This window comes from Micromonospora sp. LH3U1, assembly GCF_028475105.1.
GTDB lineage: Bacteria > Actinomycetota > Actinomycetes > Mycobacteriales > Micromonosporaceae > Micromonospora.
This window is the reverse complement of the sequence record NZ_CP116936.1, coordinates 746,952-764,061: the sequence shown is the minus strand read 5'-3', so window position 1 is coordinate 764,061 and position 17,110 is coordinate 746,952. Positions and strand designations below refer to the sequence as shown.

The following is a 17,110-nucleotide window of genomic DNA, read 5'->3' as shown; positions in this document are numbered from 1 at the left end:
CGGCGGTTAGGCGACGAGGCTGGTGAAGAAGTCGCCGAACCCCTGGGCGATGTCCATGATCCCGCCGCCGAGCGACTTGAACACGTCTGCCGCAGAGTTTGGTCGGTAGGCGACGAAGAAGATCAAGAATGCGATTCCGGCCCAGGTGAGGACCTTCTTGACCATGGCGGGCCATCCTCTCGCGCGGCGCCGGGTCCCATTACCGCAGCGGCACCCAGAGTATCAGTGTGGTGTCGTACAGTGAATATCTGCGTCCGTTCTCCGTCAATCCGGATGGGTTGTCAAGCCCTACCGGGTAAGAACGGGGATGGTGCGCCGTACACGAGCTCGGGCGGAGTCCACTCGGTCAGGTCGTGTAGCACGACGTCTTCCGCGAGCAGGTGACCCGCACTCGCCGGCCAGGCTATCGCATGGAGCCACATTCCCCGAGCCTCGCCGGCGTACGCGCTTCGATCCGTCGGAGAATTCACCAACCACAGTGGAGTCGGGTGCCCGCCGACCCGGATCCTGGCCTGCCCCACGTGGTCGGGGTGACCCGGCCCCGGATCGGTCAGCGCGTCCGCCAGTTCCGGCCCCGGGTCCGGGCCGGTCAGTCCGGCGAGCCGGGTGCCCAGGCCGACGCCCGGCTCCTCGGCCACGAAGACCAGGTCGGCCGGACCACCACCGAGGGGCGCCGGGCCCGCGAGAGCCACCGCGGTCGCCCGCACTCCGGTCCGTTCGTCCCCGGCGTACGCCACGCCGGTGAGGGTCCAGCCGGGCGGCAGCGGCCACGGGCACCACAGCGGCGTCACCGGCGGATCCCCGGTCGCGGTGATCCGCTCCACCACGCTCGCCACGATCTCCGCTCCGATGTGCTCAGGCACGTGCAGCGGCGGCACCGGGCCGCAGCGCAGACACCTCGAGTCGGTGTGCATCAGATCCGGCGCCCGCACCGGGCCCCCGCATCTCGGACAACTCACCGCGACACTCACATCTCCACCGTCACCCCAGACCGCCGGCACGTCAAGCCGGAACGTCCGATTCGGCACCCGGGGGTGCGGGTCAGTCCGGGGGCACGTCGGCGTGAGCGCGAATCCAGGCGTGCATGGCGATGCCACTGGCCACGCCCGCGTTGATCGACCTCGTCGAGCCGTACTGCGCGATGGAGTAGAGCTGGTCGCACGCGGCGCGGGCCGGCGCGGAGAGCCCGGGTCCCTCCTGGCCGAACAGCAGCACGCAGTCCCGAGGGAGGGCGCCGGTCTCCAGCGGACGCGAACCGGGGAGGTTGTCGATGCCGAACACCGGCAGCCGCCGCTCAGCCGCCCAGGCGACGAACTCCTCGATCGTCTCGTGGTGCCGTACGTGCTGGTAGCGATCGGTCACCATGGCACCGCGCCGGTTCCACCGTCGCCGTCCGACGATGTGCACCTCGGCGGCGTTGAACGCGTTGGCGTTGCGGACCACCGTGCCGATGTTGAAGTCGTGCTGCCAGTTCTCGATCGCTACGTGGAAGCCGTGCCGGTGCCGGTCCAGGTCGGCGACGATCGCCTCGTGCCGCCAGTAGCGGTAGCGGTCGACGACGTTGCGCCGGTCCCCCTCGGCCAGCAACTGCGGGTCGTACCGCGGGTCGTCCGGTGGGTCCCCCGGCCAGGGGCCCACACCCACCTCAAGCTGGTCGTCGGTCACGGTCATCAGAGGGTACGGACCGCGCCGGCGCTCGACGCGCCGGCCTGCCGGATCAGCCCAGCCCGAGCGCGGCACCGAGCCGGTCCAGGAAACGCCGGTCGGCCGGGCTGGCCGGTTGGTCCAGCCGGCGTTCGCCGGGGCCGGGGGCCGCACGGCAGACCCGGGCCGCGACCGACTGCACCCACTGGCGGTACGCGGCCGAGTCGGCGGGGTCGGCGCGCCGCCGCAGGACCCGGCTCGCCACCCGGCAGGCGGCCAGCAGGTCCACCAGATCGGTGAGCTGCTCGGCGGGCTGTGGGGGGCCGTCGTGACGGGCGTAGATCGCGGCGACCACCGCGCGGACCAGATCGCTGTCGAAGGCTCGGCCTGCGGCCACGGCCTCCAGGCCGGCCAGACCCGCCGTGACCCCCCGTTCCGTGCGGCCAGGGCCGGGAGCTGCGGCGGCCACGAGGACCCGACCGGGCAGGCTGGTGAGCAGGTCCCACTCGGCGACGGAGTAGACAGCGGTGGTCAAGGGTGCGGCTCGGCGGCCGGCAGAGGGCGGCTCTCCGGCGACGGAGTGGCTCATCGGAACCTCCGGCGTCAGCATATGCCCCGAAAACGGAACCAGGGCTCCTTCCCCCGCAGAACCCGCTGTGGGGGAAGAAGCCCGGAGTCCGACGGCGGTCGACCCGCCGTGATGCTCAGCGCGGCTCGGGGAAGCTGGGCCGCTCCGGATCCACTCCGTCGGGGACGGCGCTGGCCGCGTACTCCCGCTTGGGGACCATGACCTTGCGCCGGAAGACGCAGACCATGGTGCCGTCCTGGTTGTAGCCGCGGGTCTCCACCGACACTACGCCCCGGTCGGGCTTGGAACCGGACTCACGCTTGTCCAGCACCGTGGTCTCGCCGTAGATGGTGTCGCCGTGGAAGGTCGGCGCGACGTGCCGCAGCGACTCGACCTCCAGGTTGGCGATCGCCTTCCCACTCACATCGGGCACCGACATGCCGAGCAGCAGTGAGTAGATGTAGTTGCCGACCACGACGTTGCGCTTGAACTGGCTGGCCGTCTCGGCGTAGTGCGCGTCCATGTGCAGCGGGTGGTGGTTCATGGTGAGCAGGCAGAAGAGGTGGTCGTCGTACTCGGTGACGGTCTTGCCCGGCCAGTGCCGGTAGACCGCGCCGACCTCGAACTCTTCGTAGTAGCGGCCGAACTGCATCCTGGTCCCCTTCGACGGGCGGCGATGGAGTTCGGGACAGCATGCCTTACCGGTGGTTAAGGCGACGGCCGGGGCGTGACCCCGGCGGAAATGTCACACCGGTCACTCGCACGGGGGGAGACGCAATGAGCGGCGGGGCCCTCCCCGGCACCCGCCGCCCACGCTCTGATGCGCTGAATTCTGCCCTACGGCAGCGTAGGTTCAACAGAGATCGCCGTCACATTTATCTTTTTGTAACACTACTCTCCGTGATTGAGCGGAGGTTGATCAGCGATCTCTGCAGGCCGGATACGTCCTTGTCAAGGGTCAAGTTACCGATTCGTAGCGCTCAATCGGGTGGATCTCCTTGGAAACGCTCCCATCACCACAGGTCACGCAAGTGCGTCATGCATTTGCGTTCCGCAGGTCGGGATGAACAGACGCAGGTCGATGACCCCGAGCACCCCCTGGCAGCCCTGGGCACGTTTCGTGCCCCACCGCCCGGGAATTCGATACGGTCAGCCCTGGTTCTACGGGACGCAGACAAACCGCGGTGATCGGAGAGTGCAATGGCAACCGTTGAGCTGACCTCGACGAACTTCGACGAGGTGACCGGCAACGACGGCATCGTCCTGGTCGACTTCTGGGCCGAGTGGTGTGGTCCGTGCAAGCGGTTCGCCCCGGTCTACGAGCGCTCCTCTGAGAAGCACCAGAACATCGTCTTCGGCAAGGTCGACACTGAGGCTCAGCAGGAGCTGGGCGCCAAGTTCGACATCCGGTCCATCCCGACGATCATGGCGATCCGCGACGGCGTCATCGTCTTCGCCCAGCCGGGCGCCCTTCCCGAGTCCGCCCTGGAGAACCTGATCGAACAGGTCGAGGCACTGGACATGGACGACGTCCGCAAGCAGCTGGCCGAGCACAACCACTGAGCCGTCCCCACGACGGCACGCGAGGCCGGGCCCGGTACGGGCCCGGCCTTCGTCGTACCCCCGGAAGCCCACGCATGATCACCTGCCCGGGCAGGTCGAGGTGACCGTCGGAGGGACCCGACGCAGTCGGTACATCCCGTATCGTCACGACCCGATGGAGAATCTGACCACCCGCGGGCGCGTGACCCGGCTGGGCGCGACCGCAATCGGCCTCGTCCTGCTGCTCGTCGGCACCTTCTGGGGCAACGACGACGACTTCCCGTTCGGCCCGTTCCGGATGTACTCCACGTCGAACCCGCCGAACGCACCCGCCCCCGACACCCGTGTCGAGGGGGTGAACAGCTCCGGCGCCGTGATCGACCTGGACCAGGAGGCGACCGGCATCCGCCGCGCCGAGATCGAGGGCCAGCAGACCCGATACGCCGCCGACCCGACGCTGCTCACCGAGATCGCCGACGCGTACGCCGAACGCCACCCGGCCGCCGCCGAGCTGGTCGAGGTCCGCATCGTCATCCGCTGGCACGGCATCCGCACCGGCCGACCGACCGGCCAACACACCGATGAGACCGTCGTCCGCTGGCAGGCCCCCCGATGAGCCGCTGGCTGACCGAGCCCGTGCCGCGGGGCCGGGTGGCCGCGTTCCGGACCCTCATCTACCTCTTCGTCGCCGCCGACCTGGTGATCTTCACGCCCTGGGTACGCACCCGGGTCACCGTGCCCGGCGACCTGTATCAGCCACTGCTGATCGGCCGCCTACTCCCCCTGCCGACCCCGACCCCGGCCCTGGTGGCGGTGATCTTCTGGTCGTTGCTGCTGCTCGCGCTCCTCGCCGCGACCGGACGGGCACCCCGCCTGCTCGGTTGGGCGGTCTGCGCGCTGTACCTGGAGTGGATGATCATCGCGATGAGCTACGGAAAGGTCGACCACGACCGGTTCGGGCTGCTCATCGCACTCGCCGTGCTCCCCACCGCGGGTCGGGCCCGGCACGGCGACACCACCCGCACCGAGGCCGGTGGCTGGGCCCTGCGAGTCACCCAGATCGCGGTGATCTGCACATATTTCCTCGCCGCCTGGGCCAAGCTGCGGTTCGGCGGCCTGGACTGGCTGACCGGCTCGGTCCTGGCCCGCGCGATCATCCGGCGCGGCACCGACCTGGCGGACCTGATCGCCCAGGTGCCGTACCTGCTGATCGTCGCCCAGTTCGGCATCGTGGCCTTCGAACTGCTGAGCCCGGTGGTCTTCCTCCTGCCGGCCCGCTGGCGACTCGCCATGGTCGGCTTCTTCTACTCGTTCCACGCGGTCACCATCGCGACCATCACGATCTCGTTCGCGCCGCACCTGGCCGCGATGACCAGCTTCCTTCCGCTGGAGCGGGTCCGCCCACTGGTCTGGGCCCGCCGGCTCGTCGGCCGCGAAACTCCCGGGCCGGTGACGAACGCCCCGGCACCCGACCCGGTGGGCGTCGACACGCAGCCGGCGTTACCCGACCAGGCCCCGGTGGGAGTCGGTCCGGACCCAACGCCGCTCGGCGATCAGGCCCCCGTGGTCGGGCGACCGGTCGGACCGTAGAGCCGTTCCCGGGCCTCCTGCGGGAGGGAGCAGGCCGCCGTGCCGCCCGGCAGTCGGTGCCGGTTGCGCGCCACCCAGCGGTACGCCGGCCAGGCCGCGACGCGTACCGGCGGAAACCGCAGGCCGGCACCGGCGACCCGCCAGAGCGGACCACTCGCGGCGAGCAGCTTCGCGATGGCGTCCGGACCCGCAGCGCGCGAGTCGTCCGCGCCGACCCACTGCACGGCCTCCTCGCACTCGACGGCCGTGAGCCCGAGCGCGTCCAGATCGGCGAACTGCCAGGGCACCACCCGGGCGGCGGTGGGGATGCGGCGTGCGATGAACTCCGCGCAGCGCGTGCAGAACGCGCAGTCCCCGTCGTAGACGAAGGTCGACGTCTCCATGGTGTCCATCCTCCCCTCTCCGACCACCGGAACGACCACCGGTGTACGGCGGGTCACTTGCACTCGATTCGTACGTGTGTTCGAATAGTGCCCATGCGCTGGGACAACCTCACCGCTCCCCCGGTTGAGGGAGACCCCGAGCGGGCAGCGCCAGCGACGCCACCCCTGCCGCTGGCGCTGCCCGGCGCCATCGCCCGCACCTTCGACACCCCCGAGTTCGCCGGGATGACCTTCTACGAGGTGCAGGCCAAGTCCATCCTCAACCGGGTGCCCGGGCAGTCCCGCGTCCCCTTCGAGTGGACCATCAACCCATACCGAGGCTGTTCTCATGCGTGCGTCTACTGCTTCGCAAGAAATACTCACACCTATCTCGACCTCGACGCCGGGGCGGATTTCGACCGGAAGGTGATCGTCAAGGTCAACGCCGGTGAGCTGGTTCGTCGGGAGTTGGCCGCGCCCAGATGGCGGGGCGCGCACGTCGCGATGGGCACCAACGTGGACTGCTACCAGCGTGCCGAGGGGCGTTACCGGCTGATGCCGCAGATCATCGCGGCTCTGCGGGACTTCGCGAACCCGTTCTCGATCCTGACCAAGGGCACGCTGATCCTGCGAGACCTGCCGCTGCTGCGCGAGGCGGCCGAGGTGACCAGGGTCGGCATCTCCTTCTCGGTGGGGTTCGTCGACGAGCCGCTCTGGCGTGCCGTCGAGCCGGGCACACCGCACCCGCGCCGCCGGTTGGACGCGGTCCGGGCACTTGCCGACGCCGGCTTCTCCGTCGGGGTGCTGATGGCCCCGATCCTGCCCGGCCTGAGCGACGACGACGAGTCGATCGAGGCCACGGTGTCGGCGATCGCCGCAGCCGGTGCGACGAGCGTGACCGCCCTGCCCCTGCACCTGCGGTCCGGCGCTCGGGAGTGGTACGCGGGTTGGCTCGCCCGGGAGCACCCGCACCTCGTGCCCCGCTACCGCGAGCTCTACCGGGCCGGTGCGTACGCCCCGCAGGCGTACCAGCGGGAGTTGACCGCGCGGGTGCGGATCGCCGCCCGCCGGCACGGGTTGCACCGCGCCGAGCAGGGCGACAACCGCAGCCTGCCCGAGCCGCCGCCGCCAACCGCCGAGCAGTTGACTCTGCTCTAGCCGACGCCAGAGCTACAGTCGGCGGGTGCGTACCGCTCAGCAGATCCTCGCCGACTCCGCCGTGATCGCCGTCGTGGGCGCGTCCCGTGACCCGTTCAAGGCCGCGCACGGCGTGCCGCTACAGATGCAGCAGTACGGCTGGCGGATCATCCCGGTCAACCCGACCGTCGACGAACTCTTCGGGGAGCGGGCGTACAAGACGCTTGCCGACATCCCGCACCCCGTCGACCTGGTGGACGTGTTCCGGCCGGCCGCTGACGCCGTTCAGGTCGTCCGCGACGCGGCGGCGATCGGCGCCCCGGCGGTCTGGCTGCAGTTGGGCATCGTCTCGGCCGAAGCGCGGCGGATCGCCGAGGAAGCCGGCATGGACTACGTGGAAGACCGCTGCCTGATAGTAGAACGAGCAGCCGCCAACCTAACCCGCCTCCCCTAACCCCCACCCCACGTCGATCATGGAGTTGTGGTGCCAGAATCGCGGTTTATTACCGCGTCTGTCCCCCACCACAACTCCATGATCGACGGAGCAGGGGCGGGAGGCATGGCTGCGTGGGGGTCGTACGCTGCGGTTGTGTCCTTTTCGCGGCTGAGCCGCGTGCCTTCGCTGGACGACGGGCTCTGGCCTCGCCGGTTCCTGGCACTGACGGTCGCGGCGCTGGTAGCGGGGGTGACGGCCGGTGGGTTGCTCCGGGTGCCCCAGGTGGACTCCTCCGCAGTGAGCTTGGCTGCTTGGCTGACCATCGGCGTCCGTCCGCTGGCCGGACGGTGGTGGCCGCCGCGAGACGGCCAACTGCACTGGCGGGAGCGGGTCACCGGCCTGGACACGGTCGAACCCGGCCTGGTGGCACGCCGGTCGCTCGCCGGCTGGATCGATCTGGCGGCAGAGTGGGTCATGCTGACCATGATCGGGGCAGTCCTGCTGGCCAGCCTGCCTGAGCAGGGACTCTGGGTCGACATCGTCCGGCCGGTGCTCGCCGTCGGAGTCGCGGCATGGCTCGGTCGGACGGCCTACGCGCAGGCGCGGTTCACGGGTCAGCTCGCGCTCACCGCCAGCGCGATCCGGCACGGCCGCCAGGTCCTGGACTGGACGAACATCGACCGGGTCAGCCCGCACCGGCGCGACGGTCGGCTGAACGGCGTACGGCTGCGGCCCGCGGTCTGGCGGTCGCTGCAGCCCGCTCCGGTGGTCGGCGGCAGGGACACGGCGGTGCCGGAGGACCGGCTGATCGCCGCGATCGAGGAGTACCGGTTCCGACCGCAGGACCTGGCCGGGGAGCCGGCTGACGCGCAGATTAGAGCTTGTACTCCTTGAGCAGGCCGCGGGAGATGATGGTCTTCTGGATCTCCGAGGTGCCCTCGCCGATAAGCAGAAACGGGGCCTCCCGCATCAGCCGCTCGATCTCGTACTCCTTGGAGTAGCCGTAGCCGCCGTGGATGCGGAACGCCTCCTGGACGACCTCGGCGCAGTATTCAGAGGCGAGCAGCTTGGCCATCCCCGCCTCGACGTCGTTGCGTTGGCCGGCGTCCTTGAGTCGTGCGGCGTTGACCATGAGGGCGTGGGCGGCCTCGATCTTCGTGCCCATCTCGGCGAGCTTGAAGGCGATCGCCTGGTGCTTGGCGAGCGGCTGGCCGAAGGTCTTGCGCTGCTGGGCGTAGCTGACCGCCAACTCGAAGGCGCGGATGGAGATGCCGCAGGCACGGGCGGCCACGTTGACCCGGCCCACCTCGATGCCGTCCATCATCTGGTAGAAGCCTCGGCCCACCTTGTCGGCGCCGCCGAGGATCGCCGAGTCGGGCACGGTGACCCCGTCGAGCACCATCTCGGTGGTCTCGACGCCCTTGTAGCCCATTTTCTCGATCTTGCCGGGGATGGTGAGGCCGGGGGCGGTCTCGCCGAAGCCCGGCTCCTTCTCGAGCAGGAACGTGCTCATGTTGCCGTACACCGACTCGGCGCCGGTGTCGGTCTTGACCAGAGTGGCCACCACCGAGGAGTACGCCCCGTTGGTCAGCCACATCTTCTGCCCGTTGAGCACGTAGTTGTCGCCGTCGCGGACGGCCCGGGACTTGATCGCTGAGACGTCGGAACCGGTCTCCGGCTCGGACATGGAGAACGCGCCGCGCACCTCGCCGGTGGCCATCTTCGGCAGCAGCCGGGCCTTCTGCTCGGCGGAGCCGTGCTGAGAGATCAGGTACGCCACGATGAAGTGGGTGTTGACGATGCCGGAGATCGACATCCAGCCCCGGGACAGCTGCTCCACCACCAGCGCGTAGGTGAGCAGCGACTCGCCGAGCCCGCCGTGCTCCTCGTCGATGGTGAGGCCGAACAGGCCCATCTCGCGCATGCCGTCGAGGATGTCGGTCGGGTACTCGTCGGCGTGTTCCAGCCGCTGTGCGTGCGGGATGATCTCCTTGTCGGCGAACTCCCGCACGGTCTCCAGGATCGACCGCTGCACATCGGTCAGGCCGGGCGTCTGGGCGAGTCGAGCCATCTCAGCCTCCGAAGATCAGCGCACTACTCGTGGGTAACTGAACGCTGGGTCAGTATCGGCCTCCGGGCCAGCAGGGCCAAGATGACCAGTCCACACAACCGCTGTGAAAAGGTTCACCGCTACGGGTAGCGTCCGGCAAGAGGGACTTTTCCGGCACCGGCAGGAGGAGGACAGCCGTGAGCTACCCGCCGCCGTCGGGACCGCCAGGGGACGACCAACCACCGTCACCCTACGAGCCACCCAGGGATCAGTCGCCGTACGCGCCGCCGCCGGCCGGCCAGCCGCCGTACGCGCCGCAGCCCGACCAGCCCTCGTTCGAGCTACCGGCGGAACGCTCACCGTACGGGCCGCCAGCGGACGAACCGTCGCCGTACGGGCAGCAGGGGCCGCAGCAGTCGGCGCACTGGAGCCAGCAGCCGCCGTACCCCCCGCAGGGCCCCTACGGTCAGTACGGCCCACCGCCGTCCGGGCCCGGTCGGGGCACCAACGTGCTGGCGATCCTGTCCCTGGTGTTCGCCTTCGTGTTTCCGCCGGCCGGTGCCGTCCTCGGCCACGTGGCCAAGCGGCAGATCCGCACCAGCGGCGAGGAGGGCGACCAGCTCGCCACCTGGGGGCTCATCCTCGGCTACGTCTTCACCGGGCTCACCGTGCTGGCCTGCTGCGGGTGGCTGGCCCTGGTCGCCCTCGGCAACACCGGCGACAACGGGGGTTACTGACCGGCGATCCGGGACGGTCCACCGTGGTCAGCGGAACCGGGCCTCACGAACGCTGTTGCCGCCGTCCACCACCAGCATCTGACCGGTGATGTACGAGGCCGCCGGCGAGCAGAGGAAGCTGATCGCCGCCGCGACCTCGTCCGGAGTGCCGGGCCGACCCACCGGGGTGCCCAGCCCCTGCTTGATCTCCGCCATCGTGGACGCGGCGGTGTAGATGGTGCCGGGAGCCACCGCGTTGACGGTCACGCCGTCGGCGATCATCTCCATGGCCAGCGCCCGGGTCAGCCCGACGACCCCGGCCTTCGCCGCGGCGTACGCGGCCTCGGTGGGCAGAGCGTTGACCGGGCCGGCCGTGGCGGCCAGGTTGACGATCCGACCCCAGCCCCGCTCGGCCATCCCGCCGATGAACGCCCGACTGCACAGGAACGCGGTGGACAGGTTGCGGTCGATCTCGCCGCGCCACTCGTCGTAGGTCAGCTGCGCGACCGGCCGCAGCACACCCTGGCTGGCCCGACTGGCCAGGCCGGCGTTGTTGACCAGCACCTCGACGTCACCCAACTGCTCGGCTACCGCGTCGGCGAGCGCGCCGACCTCGGACTCGTCGGTCAGATCCGCGACGAAGCCGGTCACCCCCAGTTCGGTGGCCCGCTCGTGGATGCGCCGGGTGGTGGAGACGATGGCCACGCGAGCGCCCAGGTCGGCGAGTCGCCGGGCGGTGGCGTACCCGATGCCGTCCGGGCTGCCCGCTCCGGTCACCAGGGCGACCCGCCCGTCGAGCCGCATGGTCACCGGATCGGCGAGCGCGACCGGCTCGTCGGGACCAGGGCTGCCCGCCGGCGTGGCCGCACGGGCACGCCGGGCCACGCCCGGGCGGCTGACGTCCCGTCTGGGTCGGCTGCCGGAGCGGTCCGCGGCGCGCGCGTCGAATGCCATGCCAGGATCCTGCCCGTTACGACCGGCCCGAGCAACGCGGCACCCGGTAGCGGGGGCATCAGGTTTGCGCCGCGCTGGCTACCCTGACGGCGCACCCGACCTGACGGAGAGATCGCATGACGAATCCCCCGCCCTCCGGCGGCTGGCACGACCCGGCGTGGTCCGGACAGCAATTCGACGACCCCACCCTCCCGGTGAGCGGCCAACCGGTACCCGCCCAGCCGACCGCCGCGAACCCGTACGCGCCGACCGACCCGTACGCGGGCGGCGCGCCGCAGATACCGGCCCAGCCCGGCCCGTACCCGGTCACGCCCGGTTACCCGCCGCCGGCCGGCTACCCGGGTTACGGGTACCCGCCGGCACCCAAGCAGAACGGCCTGGCCATCGCCGCGATGGTCGTCTCGATCATCGGCGCTCTCGGCCTCTGTGGTTACGGCCTCGGTGGCTACATCGGCGTGGTCGGCGCGATCCTCGGCCACGTGTCCCGCAAGCAGATCAGGGAGCGCGGCGAGGGCGGCGAGGGCTTCGCCACCGCCGGCATCATCGTCGGCTGGGTCGCCACCGCACTGGCCGTGCTGGCCACCATCGCCATCGTGATCTTCATTGTCTGGGTGGCGAACCAGGATCCGTCCAGCTACGAGAGCAGCACCTACTAGGTTCGGCGGCCTGCCCCCGGGTGCAACCCGGGGGCGGCCCGGCCGGTCACTCCGGTGGGGTGAACGACGAGGTACGGCTCATCCCGGCGGCCCGACCCTTGGCGGCGATCACGAGCGCCATCTTGCGGGACGCCTCGTCGATCATCTCGTCGCCGAGCATCACCGCACCCAGCTTGCCGCCGGCCTCCGACGTGTAGTGCTCGTACGCGTCGAGGATCAGCTCGGCGTGGTCGTAGTCGGCCTGCGCCGGCTGGTAGACCTCGTTGGCGGCGTCGATCTGACCGGGGTGCAGCACCCACTTGCCGTCGAAGCCCAGCGCCGCCGAGCGCTTGGCCACCTCGCGGAACCCGTCCACGTCCCGGATCTGCAGGAACGGACCGTCGATGGCCTGCTTGTCGTGCATCCGGGCGGCCATCAGGATCCGCATCAGGATGTAGTGGTACGGGTCGCCCGGGTAGTCGGGGATCAGTGCGCCGACCACCAACGACTTCATGTTGATCGACGCCATGAAGTCGGCCGGGCCGAAGATGATGGTCTCCACCCGCGGCGAGGCACCCGCGATGGCGTCCACGTTGACCAGGCCGGCGGCGTTCTCGATCTGCGCCTCGATGCCGATCCGGCCGACCTCCAGGCCGAGCGTCTTCTCGATCTGGGTGAGCAGCAGGTCCAGCCAGTGCACCTGCTCGGCGTTCTGCACCTTCGGCAGCATGATGCAGTCCAGGTTCGCGCCGGCGCCCTCGACCACCTCGATGACGTCCCGGTAGGTCCACGGGGTGGTCAGGTCGTTGACCCGGACCACCCGGGTCTTGCCGGCCCAGTCGCCCTCGTTGAGCGTGGCCACGATGTTCTTGCGCGCGTCCGGCTTGGCCAGCGGGGCCACGGCGTCCTCCAGGTCGAGGAACACCTGGTCGGCCGGGAGGCCCTGCGCCTTGCCGAGCATCTTGATGCTGGAACCGGGTACGGCGAGGCAGGATCGGCGGGGACGACCGACTGCGGCCATGGATGCGCTCCTCTTCCAGCGTCCGGCGGGCACGCCGACGCCACCTGACGACAGATGCCGAAAACTTAACGATCCCAAAGGGCGTTGTGACGCCACGGTAACCTCGCGCCATGACCGGGGTGAATGGACCTGTGGAAGATCTCACTGGGCGTCGACTGGTGGTGGTGACCGGGGCGAGCTCCGGCATCGGGTTGGCCGCCGCCGTGCACCTGGCCTGCCGTGGTGACCAGGTGGTGCTGGTCGGGCGGGACCCGGCCCGCCTACAGGCCGCCGCGGAACGGGTCCGGGAGAACTCGGGCGAACGTCCGGAGCTGTTCCGGGCCGACTTCGCGGTGCTCGACGACGTGCGCCGGCTGGCCGAGCAGTTGCGGGCCGCGTACGACCGGATCGACGTGCTCGCCAACAACGCCGGCGCCATCGCGCTGCAACCACTCACCACCGTCGACGGTTTCGAGATGTCCATCCAGGCCAACCACCTGGCCCCGTTCCTGCTGACCAACCTGCTCGCCGACCGGGTGGGCCGGATCGTGGTGACCGCTTCCGGTGCGCACCGCTTCGGCACGCTCGACCCGGACCACCTCAACGCGCCGCTGCGCGGCTACCAGCCGATGGGCGCGTACGGCACCAGCAAGCAGGCGAACATCCTGTTCACCGCCGAGGCTGCCCGGCGCTGGCCGGACACTTCCGCGTACAGCTTCCACCCCGGGTTGGTGCGTACCCGGTTCGCCAACGACAGCAGGCTGGTCGCGTTCGGCATGCGGATCCTGCCGTTCCGCAGCCCGGAGAAGGGCGCCGAGACCCTGGTGTGGCTGGCCAACCAGGAGCGCTCCCGGCTGATCAACGGGGGTTACTACGCCGACCGTCGGCCGCGTCGGCCGTTCCGGAAGGCGGCCGATCCGCAGCTCGCCGCCCGGCTCTGGGCGGCCAGCGCCAAGGCCGTCGGCATTGGGGAGTAGCACCGCCATGTTGACTCTCGTCGCGATCGTCGAGTTCGCCGTCGGCGCCGAGGCCGCCGGACGGCGCTACGAGGACGCCGTGCTGGCCCTGCTCGGCCGGCACAGCGGCCACCTGGACCGGCGGCTGCGCGGCACCGACGGGCAGACCGAGGTGCACGTGATCCGGTTCGAGAGCCGGGCCGGATACGAGTCGTTCCTCGTCGACCCGGAGCGGGCGGCGCTGCGTGCCGAACTCGGTGAAACCGCCCCGACCACCCGGGTGATCGAGGTCTACGAGGGCTAGGACGGCGACGGTCAGTCGGTCAACGGGGTCGGGTCGGCCGGCAGCGCGCTGGGTGCGGCCCGCCGGCCGCCGAGCACCACCACCGCCACACCGACCAGCAGCAACGCCATCCCGAGCAGCGCGTACGGGCGGGGCAACTGACCCAGCCAGGCCCAACCGAGCAGGGCCGCGCCGGGCGCCTCCAGGAGGATCAGCACGCTCACCGTGGTCGCCGGAATCTTCTTCAGGGCGTAGTTGAACATCGAGTGCCCGAGCAGTTGGGCGCCGGCCACCAGGGCCAGGATGGCCAGCCAGGTGCGCCCGTCGAACCCGGTCAGCCGTACGCCGCCGACCAGGCAGACGACCAGCAGGATCAGCGCGCAGATCCCGTAGCAGATGGTGGTGTAGGTGGTGGTGCTGATGCTGCTCCGGGCCCGTTCACCGAAGGCGGTGTAGACGGCGGCGAACAGGGCGCCGATCAGCGCCAGCACGTCGCCGAGGACGGCCTTGCCGGAGACACCCACGTCCGTTCCGGTGGCGATCGCCGCGCCGCCGACGGCCACCGCGATGCCGATCCACACGACCCGGGGCAGCCGACGCCCCTGGGCGCGGGCGATCAGCCCCTGCCAGACCGGCTGGGTGGCGACCAGGGCGGTGGACGTGGCGACCGAGGTGAGCTGGGCGCTCGGCACCCAGGTGGCGAAGTGCCCGGCCAGCGCGACCCCGGACAGGGCGCAGAACAGCCCCTCCCGCCGGCCCACACCCACGGTCAGCCGGCGGAACTCGGCGCGACGCTGGGCCAGCGAGAAGGGGCTCAGCACGGCCACCGCGAGCAGGTTGCGCCAGAACGCGATGGCCAGCGCGGGGGCGGCGGCGTACGCGATCAGCGGCGCGGACGACGACACCGCGACCACGGCCAGACCGACCGCGCCGGTGGTCAGCGGATCCAGGGACGGGCGGGGTGAAGGTGGGCGCACGGGACGTAATTTTCACACGCATGACGGACAGCACGGAGGGTCATCACTCCGTTACGATCACGCGGGTCCGCGCCGCCGACCCTCGACCGCCCGGAGGCGCTCCTCCATGCCCAGCTACCAGGCGGTGCTGTTCGATTTCTTCGGCACCCTGACCCGTTCGGTGCAGCGCGGTGTCGCGCACGCCGGCACCGCCGAGTTGCTCGGCTGCCACACCGACACGTTGACCGAGGTGCTGGACCGCACCTACTACGAGCGGGCCACCGGCCGACTCGGCAACGCGGAGGCGACCCTTCGCTGGGTGTGCGCGCAGGCCGGCGTACACCCCAGTGACCATGCCGTGCGGGCGGCGGTCGCGTCCCGCCACCGGGCGGTCCGCGCGGACACCTGGCTGCGGGCCGACGCCGTGCCGGTGCTGGCGGCCCTGCGCCAGCGCGGCCTGCGCACCGGCGTGATCAGCGACTGTACGCATGAGCTGCCGGCCTTCCTGCCACAGCTCGCGGTCGCGCCGCTGCTCGACGTGCGGGTCTTCTCGGTACAGGTCGGACGGTGCAAGCCGGATCCGGTGCTCTACCTGACCGCCTGCCAGCGGCTCGGGCTCGCACCGGGCGACTGCCTGTACGTCGGCGACGGCGGCAGCCAGGAGTTGACCGGCGCCGAGCGGGCCGGGATGACCGCCGTCCGACTCGCCGCGCCGGACCTGGCCACGCACATGGTGTTCAACGCCGACCTGGACTGGCGCGGCCCCACGCTCGGCACCCTGGGCGAGGTGCTCGCCCTCGTCGACGTCGATGCCGGGGTGGTGGGTGTCGGCGGTCGGGCGGGCTGACGAGCCGATCAGCGGCGACGGACCCGGTGCAGGCGGAACGGCTTGCGGGTGACCCGGACCGCCGGGGTGGCTCGGGGCGGCTCGGCCTGCGCGTCGGCCGGCAGGTCGGCACCGGCCAGCGGCGTACCGGCCGGGGCCAGCCGATTCACCGCGCAACCGTCGGCAGCCCACCGGGCCACCAGATCGGCGGTCGGGCCGGGCGCGTTCAGGCGCTTCGCCGCCACCAGCGACGCGGTGGTGTCCCACGCTTCGGTGCCCGGCTGCACCCGGCTCACCCGGGCCGGCCAGGTCACGATCCGACCACCATGGTCGCCCCGCAGGGTGACCTGCGCCTCGGTCGCGTCGGCCAGACCGGGCGCGGCCTGCTCGCCCGGCCCGCTGACCACCAGGAGCGCACCCTCCAGCGGGGCGCACCAGAGCGCGAGCGCAGCCCCGCCGGAAACGCTGACCCAGGCCACGGCGGCCTTCTTCATCGCCTCGTCGACCAGCGGCGTGCCCACGGGGGCGTCCTCGTCCGTCACACCCGCATCCTCCCCCATCGGCACCTCAGCTCAGCCCACGAACGGCGGTACGGCGATCTCGCCCCGGGCCACCGGCATCACCTGACCCGCCACCGTCGCACCGACCGCCACCCCGTTCGCCGCGGTGACCGTGCAGGTCAGCGAGGACGGGCGATTCATCTCCACACCCTGGCGGACCGCATAACGGGACAACCCCTCGCCGGGCAGCAGACCGGTCGCCACCAGCCAGACACCGAGGCCGAGCGCCGCCGAACCGGTCGCCGGGTCCTCCGGGACACCGACCCCCGGCACGAAGACCCGGGCGTGGGCGGTTTGCGCGGCGGCGTCCCAGGAGAAGACGCTGACGTGCGAAACCCCGTACCGCTGCGCCGCCGCCGGGTCCACCCGGGCGCGGGCCACCGACTCCGGCCGCACCGGCAGGTACGGGAACTCCAGCCCGCAGCCGGCGACGCACGGGGCGGGCCCGCTGTGGTCGTCGGCGACCAGCCCGGCGATCTCCAGCAACGGCTCCGGATCCAGCTCCGGCCCGAGCGTCGGCGTGCCACCGGTCAGCGTCGCCCCGGACGCGGTCACCTCGACCGGCAGCACCCCGGCTATGCACTCCTGGGTGACCTGCCCCACACCGAACATCCCGCGGCGGCTCGCGGTGACCGCCGCGCCGACACTCGGGTGCCCGGCGAACGGCAACTCCTCGAGTGGGGTGAAGATCCTGGCCCGGTAGGTGGCACCGACCTGGGTAGGGGGCAGCACGAACACCGTCTCGGAGAGGTTGAACTCCAGCGCGAGTGCCTGCATCTGCTCGGTGGCCAGCGCCTCCGCGCCGAACACCACGGCCAGCGGGTTGCCGGCGAAGGGGCGGTCGGTGAAGACGTCCACGATCTCGTAGGCCAAGGTCGACATGTTGATAAACACT

At 70.9% G+C, this 17,110-nt stretch carries 23 protein-coding genes; 11 read left to right on the top strand and 12 right to left on the bottom strand.

Annotated features, from left to right (window positions below; all coding sequences use genetic code 11):
* Positions 1 to 6: 6 nt before the first annotated feature.
* From PCA76_RS03615 to PCA76_RS03595, 5 genes are all read right to left on the bottom strand, one after another.
* The gene (locus tag PCA76_RS03615) at positions 7 to 165 is read right to left on the bottom strand and encodes a hypothetical protein (protein WP_007455302.1); all 159 of its coding nucleotides are present in this window, start codon (positions 163 to 165) and stop codon (positions 7 to 9) included.
* A 116-nt stretch (positions 166 to 281) separates the two neighbouring features.
* Positions 282 to 959: a DUF6758 family protein gene (locus PCA76_RS03610; RefSeq protein ID WP_336298045.1), complete on the bottom strand. Its 678-nt coding sequence runs from the start codon at positions 957 to 959 to the stop codon at positions 282 to 284.
* 82 nt (positions 960 to 1,041) lie between these two features.
* Complete coding sequence (locus tag PCA76_RS03605; RefSeq protein WP_272615275.1) at positions 1,042 to 1,665, bottom strand: TrmH family RNA methyltransferase; 624 nt, start codon at positions 1,663 to 1,665, stop codon at positions 1,042 to 1,044.
* 52 nt (positions 1,666 to 1,717) lie between these two features.
* Positions 1,718 to 2,254, bottom strand: a complete 537-nt coding sequence (locus tag PCA76_RS03600; RefSeq protein WP_272615274.1) for a hypothetical protein — start codon at positions 2,252 to 2,254, stop codon at positions 1,718 to 1,720.
* Between the two features lie 94 nt (positions 2,255 to 2,348).
* Positions 2,349 to 2,864 (bottom strand): MaoC family dehydratase, encoded by a 516-nt coding sequence (locus PCA76_RS03595; RefSeq protein WP_145786186.1) that lies wholly within the window; start codon positions 2,862 to 2,864, stop codon positions 2,349 to 2,351.
* 548 nt (positions 2,865 to 3,412) lie between these two features.
* Between PCA76_RS03595 and trxA the strand changes: the two genes are divergently transcribed.
* The 3 genes from trxA to PCA76_RS03580 all read left to right on the top strand — a co-directional run bounded on the left by trxA (position 3,413) and on the right by PCA76_RS03580 (position 5,344).
* On the top strand, positions 3,413 to 3,775 hold the full coding sequence (gene trxA, locus PCA76_RS03590; protein ID WP_272615271.1) for a thioredoxin: 363 nt from the start codon (positions 3,413 to 3,415) through the stop codon (positions 3,773 to 3,775).
* A gap of 154 nt (positions 3,776 to 3,929) precedes the next feature.
* Positions 3,930 to 4,370 carry a hypothetical protein gene (locus PCA76_RS03585; RefSeq protein WP_272615270.1) on the top strand — a complete coding sequence of 147 codons (441 nt, stop codon included), beginning with the start codon at positions 3,930 to 3,932 and terminating at the stop codon, positions 4,368 to 4,370.
* On the top strand, positions 4,367 to 5,344 hold the full coding sequence (locus tag PCA76_RS03580) for an HTTM domain-containing protein (protein ID WP_272615269.1): 978 nt from the start codon (positions 4,367 to 4,369) through the stop codon (positions 5,342 to 5,344). The genes PCA76_RS03585 and PCA76_RS03580 overlap by 4 nt, the downstream gene beginning before the upstream one ends.
* On the opposite strand, the gene PCA76_RS03575 is transcribed toward PCA76_RS03580, so the two are convergent.
* Positions 5,308 to 5,727: a thiol-disulfide oxidoreductase DCC family protein gene (locus tag PCA76_RS03575; protein WP_272615268.1), complete on the bottom strand. Its 420-nt coding sequence runs from the start codon at positions 5,725 to 5,727 to the stop codon at positions 5,308 to 5,310. The genes PCA76_RS03580 and PCA76_RS03575 overlap by 37 nt on opposite strands.
* Before the next feature lie 93 nt (positions 5,728 to 5,820).
* On the opposite strand from PCA76_RS03575, the gene PCA76_RS03570 reads away from it, so the two are divergent.
* The 3 genes from PCA76_RS03570 to PCA76_RS03560 all read left to right on the top strand — a co-directional run bounded on the left by PCA76_RS03570 (position 5,821) and on the right by PCA76_RS03560 (position 8,173).
* Complete coding sequence (locus PCA76_RS03570; RefSeq protein WP_272615266.1) at positions 5,821 to 6,864, top strand: Rv2578c family radical SAM protein; 1,044 nt, start codon at positions 5,821 to 5,823, stop codon at positions 6,862 to 6,864.
* 25 nt (positions 6,865 to 6,889) lie between these two features.
* Positions 6,890 to 7,297 (top strand): CoA-binding protein, encoded by a 408-nt coding sequence (locus PCA76_RS03565; protein WP_196928457.1) that lies wholly within the window; start codon positions 6,890 to 6,892, stop codon positions 7,295 to 7,297.
* A 159-nt stretch (positions 7,298 to 7,456) separates the two neighbouring features.
* Positions 7,457 to 8,173 carry a hypothetical protein gene (locus PCA76_RS03560; RefSeq protein ID WP_272615265.1) on the top strand — a complete coding sequence of 239 codons (717 nt, stop codon included), beginning with the start codon at positions 7,457 to 7,459 and terminating at the stop codon, positions 8,171 to 8,173.
* On the opposite strand, the gene PCA76_RS03555 is transcribed toward PCA76_RS03560, so the two are convergent.
* Positions 8,154 to 9,350 carry an acyl-CoA dehydrogenase family protein gene (locus PCA76_RS03555; protein WP_272615263.1) on the bottom strand — a complete coding sequence of 399 codons (1,197 nt, stop codon included), beginning with the start codon at positions 9,348 to 9,350 and terminating at the stop codon, positions 8,154 to 8,156. The genes PCA76_RS03560 and PCA76_RS03555 overlap by 20 nt on opposite strands.
* A 176-nt stretch (positions 9,351 to 9,526) precedes the next feature.
* Between PCA76_RS03555 and PCA76_RS03550 the strand changes: the two genes are divergently transcribed.
* Positions 9,527 to 10,066: a DUF4190 domain-containing protein gene (locus PCA76_RS03550; protein WP_272615261.1), complete on the top strand. Its 540-nt coding sequence runs from the start codon at positions 9,527 to 9,529 to the stop codon at positions 10,064 to 10,066.
* Positions 10,067 to 10,093: 27 nt separating this feature from the next.
* Here PCA76_RS03550 and PCA76_RS03545 read toward each other — a convergent pair whose 3' ends face one another.
* A complete protein-coding gene (locus PCA76_RS03545; protein WP_272619151.1) occupies positions 10,094 to 10,930 on the bottom strand; it encodes an SDR family NAD(P)-dependent oxidoreductase in 837 nt (278 codons plus the stop codon).
* A gap of 185 nt (positions 10,931 to 11,115) precedes the next feature.
* Here PCA76_RS03545 and PCA76_RS03540 point away from each other — a divergent pair, with 185 nt between their 5' ends.
* Complete coding sequence (locus PCA76_RS03540; protein ID WP_272615260.1) at positions 11,116 to 11,655, top strand: DUF4190 domain-containing protein; 540 nt, start codon at positions 11,116 to 11,118, stop codon at positions 11,653 to 11,655.
* Between the two features lie 46 nt (positions 11,656 to 11,701).
* Here PCA76_RS03540 and PCA76_RS03535 read toward each other — a convergent pair whose 3' ends face one another.
* Positions 11,702 to 12,655 (bottom strand): HpcH/HpaI aldolase/citrate lyase family protein, encoded by a 954-nt coding sequence (locus tag PCA76_RS03535; protein ID WP_272615258.1) that lies wholly within the window; start codon positions 12,653 to 12,655, stop codon positions 11,702 to 11,704.
* Between the two features lie 131 nt (positions 12,656 to 12,786).
* On the opposite strand from PCA76_RS03535, the gene PCA76_RS03530 reads away from it, so the two are divergent.
* Both PCA76_RS03530 and PCA76_RS03525 read left to right on the top strand, forming a co-directional pair.
* Positions 12,787 to 13,611: an SDR family NAD(P)-dependent oxidoreductase gene (locus PCA76_RS03530; RefSeq protein WP_272619150.1), complete on the top strand. Its 825-nt coding sequence runs from the start codon at positions 12,787 to 12,789 to the stop codon at positions 13,609 to 13,611.
* A gap of 7 nt (positions 13,612 to 13,618) precedes the next feature.
* A complete protein-coding gene (locus PCA76_RS03525) occupies positions 13,619 to 13,894 on the top strand; it encodes a hypothetical protein (protein ID WP_272615257.1) in 276 nt (91 codons plus the stop codon).
* 11 nt (positions 13,895 to 13,905) lie between these two features.
* Here PCA76_RS03525 and PCA76_RS03520 read toward each other — a convergent pair whose 3' ends face one another.
* Positions 13,906 to 14,850 carry a DMT family transporter gene (locus tag PCA76_RS03520; RefSeq protein WP_272615256.1) on the bottom strand — a complete coding sequence of 315 codons (945 nt, stop codon included), beginning with the start codon at positions 14,848 to 14,850 and terminating at the stop codon, positions 13,906 to 13,908.
* Between the two features lie 106 nt (positions 14,851 to 14,956).
* On the opposite strand from PCA76_RS03520, the gene PCA76_RS03515 reads away from it, so the two are divergent.
* Positions 14,957 to 15,676: an HAD family hydrolase gene (locus tag PCA76_RS03515; protein ID WP_272615254.1), complete on the top strand. Its 720-nt coding sequence runs from the start codon at positions 14,957 to 14,959 to the stop codon at positions 15,674 to 15,676.
* A gap of 8 nt (positions 15,677 to 15,684) precedes the next feature.
* Here the strand turns inward: PCA76_RS03515 and PCA76_RS03510 are convergent, their stop codons facing one another.
* The gene (locus tag PCA76_RS03510; protein ID WP_272615253.1) at positions 15,685 to 16,215 is read right to left on the bottom strand and encodes a hypothetical protein; all 531 of its coding nucleotides are present in this window, start codon (positions 16,213 to 16,215) and stop codon (positions 15,685 to 15,687) included.
* 12 nt (positions 16,216 to 16,227) lie between these two features.
* Positions 16,228 to 17,097: a PhzF family phenazine biosynthesis protein gene (locus PCA76_RS03505; RefSeq protein WP_272615252.1), complete on the bottom strand. Its 870-nt coding sequence runs from the start codon at positions 17,095 to 17,097 to the stop codon at positions 16,228 to 16,230.
* Positions 17,098 to 17,110: the final 13 nt, after the last annotated feature.